This is a genomic window from Streptomyces jumonjinensis (assembly GCF_009600885.1).
GTDB classification, from domain to species: domain Bacteria; phylum Actinomycetota; class Actinomycetes; order Streptomycetales; family Streptomycetaceae; genus Streptomyces; species Streptomyces jumonjinensis.
The window spans coordinates 100,722-103,752 of sequence record NZ_VCLA01000191.1 but is presented as its reverse complement, the minus strand read 5'-3'; the positions used below and the strand labels follow the sequence as shown (position 1 = coordinate 103,752).

The following is a 3,031-nucleotide window of genomic DNA, read 5'->3' as shown; positions in this document are numbered from 1 at the left end:
GACAACACGACCCGTCATGATCTCTAGCGTGCTTGTAATGCGTAGGTCTCGGGTTCGAATCCCGAAGGCGGCTCAGACGAGTCCAGGTCACCTAGCCTGTGGCCTGGGCTTTTTCTTATGCGCTGACCTTGCGAGGGCGGAACGCGATGATCTTCGCGCCCTCGTGCGTGCCCATCCTACTGATCAGAAGCCGATGTGACCTTGACACCTGCGGACTCGGCCGCTGCCTCGGCGACGACCGCAACCGGCCGCCGAGCTCCGCCCCTCGGCACCATGGCGGCCGTAGCCTCGGCGGCGTCGCGCGCCGCTTTGGGCATGACCGACTGGTAGATGCCGCGCGTGATCCGGCTGTCTGACGTGCCATGGTCACCCCTTCGGTTTGCTGCGGGCGGCGGAACGGCCCGCCGACGTGGTGTCCGGCGGGCCGTTCTGGTCAGCGGTGGGGTCGTCGCCCGGTGGCGCGGCGTCGTCGAGGGACTCGACGGTGTATCTGGCTCCTTGGCAGTACCCGAAGATCGCCGGGTCGCTGGTGGTGGCCGCGCCGTCGACGAACGTGATGTCGCCGGGGTCGGGGTCGGTGTAGTCGCCCTGGGGGGCGGCGATGCGGTACGTGGTCACGGATGCCTCACGCGCTCGTGATGTTGCAGAAGACGGCGGCGGCCTTGCTCGCCTTCAGTACGGGTGCGACCGGCCCGAGTTCGACCTCGCCCAACTTGACGGCGCCGGCGGTGGTGAAGTCGGGGAGGTAGGTGTTCGCGAGCGGGGCACCGCCGCCGACGCTCGCCCCGTGGAATCCGTCGAGGCCGTAGCGGACCGCGTACAGGTCGCCGAGTCCGGCGATGTTGCCGCCACTGCCCGCGCCGCCGGGGTCCCGGGTCACGAGTCCGATCACGTCAGTGTTGCTGCCGGCCTTGGCCTTGAGATCGATGAGCGGGATGCCGTTGTACGCGACGACCGGGCGGCCGAAAGCATCGGTGCTCTTGTCGATCTGGTCCGTGAAAGTGGCGATCGTCTTGAACAGCGCGAGTGTCTTGCGGTTGCCGTAGATGACATCCGGAGTGTCGTCGAGCAGACCGAGCCATTTGTCGATGTGCCGCTGCGCGGCGAGGGCGGTTGCCTTGTCGGTGATCGCGGTCCAGTCGACGTAACCGGTCGTGACGCCGTTGGCGAGGGGCAGATACTCGGTCGAGGTCCCGGTGAGGATCTTGGACAGTCCGTCGAACCTGTTGCTGTCGACGACGGTATCGCTATCACAGCGTCGGCGAACTTCGCGCGAGCGGCCTTAATCTTCTGCTGCATGTTCAATGTGACGGCTCCGGACGCGGCCGGGCCGATGCGAGCGATGACGCGGTCGACCCGGAAGCTACCGCCGAGCGGGACGAGGTCGACGATGGGGCGCTTCGTCTCGACCTCGGCCGGGGTGTACTCGGTGTTCAGCGGACGGAAGGCGGCGTCGGCCTGCGTGATCAGGCGCCGGTACCCGTAGGTGAGAGTGTCGCCGCCGGTCGGGCTGACCCTGTGTCGAACGTCATCCGGTTGAGGATGTCCGAGGACTTCGCGAACCCATCGATGACAGTGACGTCGACATCGTCCTGCGCGTTGGTCTTCGCCTCAGCGAGAGTGGTGGGCAACGGATTCTCCTAGGGGGTTCAGGCGCCGCCGAGTCGGGCGGATACGGCGTCGTGCAAGGTGGTCGCGCGCCGCTCGCCGGTCGGAGCGCCGTTGAATTCCCCGCCCCCGCGCGCGGGTCCTTTGGGCGCGGCGCGGTAGAGGTCGGGATCGGTGCCCACGGCGGTGGTGATAGCGGTGGTGAGGGCCGCGTCGAACCCGCTGTCGGCGGGGTCGAGGTCGGCGACCGAGGCGAGGAAGCTGCGGGAGTTGCCAGGCGGTCGCCGCGTGCGCCTTGCTCGGCGGCGACGCGTGGCGTCGGTGACCTGCTGCGAGGCAGCCTGGTTGGGCGAGTGCGCGGTGTTGGGGTCGCCATCCGGGGCAGATGCAGGTTCGCCCGCAGGCGATGTGTTTGCGTCGCCGCCCTCGCCCGAGCCGCCCTTGATGGGCCAGATCGGACGCCCATCGCGGCGGAAGCCGAGGGCGAGCTATCCGGTTCGCGGGTGTGCTGGCACAGTTTAAGCGGCGAGTTTAATATTCACTTTACCTCCCTTGGGTTCGCTGGGGTCCGGCTGAGGTGTCTGCGCTTCGCGCGAATCTCAAAGCGTCCCTAGGGTGGCTCGATTAGTGGCTTGCGTGCTCGAATTAAACGTTCCGGGGTGGGGAATGGCTGAAGTTCGTCGATCGAATTTCCTTAAGTGTGTTGCGGAGGGAGAGGGGTGGGAGTGTGACCGTGGCGTTAAGTACTACGCCAAAATGCTTTGCGGGGCACACTACCAACAAGCTAATTCCGGGAAGCCTCTCGTTGCCGCTAGGCCGCAGTTTTATGCGAATTCAATATGTGCGGCACAGAGTTCTCATGAGCTCGCTGGTGAGGGATACGGAGATTGGGAGTGTCCGCGCCCCAGGCAGGCGCGTGAGTGGTGTTCTGCACACTACGGTCAGTTGAGGGGGACGAATCGAATCGGATACCTGCGCCCGATTAGAAAGTATAAAGACTATCGCTCCGACGGCTCGATGAAGAGGTGCATTACTTGCGAACTAGTCAAACCGAACTCCGAATACTACAAGAGCGAAAAATCCGCTGACCGACTTAAGCGGGATTGCATCCAATGCAATTGGGCCTACAACTTGAAGCGTAGATTCAATATCACGCCACAGCAGTACGCGGAGATTCTCGAATTGCAGAACGGTGGATGCGCTATCTGTGAGCGAGGCTCCAGTGCGGATGGTAAGCGCCTAGCGATTGATCACTTCCACGGGTGTTGCCAGATGGATGGCGGTAGCTGCGGGAAGTGCATTCGAGGGCTCCTGTGCACTAGTTGTAACACTATGCTTGGTAAGTACGAGACATTGCCTTCTAGATTTCAAGATTCGTTGCACCTGAACTCGTATATTTCCAATCCACCCGCACGCCAACTTA

The 3,031-nt window shown here is 63.6% G+C and carries 4 protein-coding genes; 1 reads left to right on the top strand and 3 read right to left on the bottom strand.

Translation table 11 applies throughout. The features are described from left to right. Positions 1-366: 366 nt before the first annotated feature. The 3 genes from FF041_RS30400 to FF041_RS39535 form a co-directional block, all read right to left on the bottom strand. Positions 367-618 carry a hypothetical protein gene (locus tag FF041_RS30400; RefSeq protein WP_153525761.1) on the bottom strand — a complete coding sequence of 84 codons (252 nt, stop codon included), beginning with the start codon at positions 616-618 and terminating at the stop codon, positions 367-369. A gap of 7 nt (positions 619-625) precedes the next feature. Further along, complete coding sequence (locus FF041_RS39540; RefSeq protein ID WP_228388729.1) at positions 626-892, bottom strand: hypothetical protein; 267 nt, start codon at positions 890-892, stop codon at positions 626-628. Between the two features lie 574 nt (positions 893-1,466). Beyond that, the gene (locus FF041_RS39535) at positions 1,467-1,631 is read right to left on the bottom strand and encodes a hypothetical protein (protein ID WP_228388728.1); all 165 of its coding nucleotides are present in this window, start codon (positions 1,629-1,631) and stop codon (positions 1,467-1,469) included. Positions 1,632-2,274: 643 nt separating this feature from the next. Here FF041_RS39535 and FF041_RS40630 point away from each other — a divergent pair. Beyond that, positions 2,275-3,031, top strand: a 757-nt coding sequence (locus tag FF041_RS40630; RefSeq protein WP_407698212.1) for an endonuclease VII domain-containing protein, incomplete at its 3' end; no start/stop codon positions are given.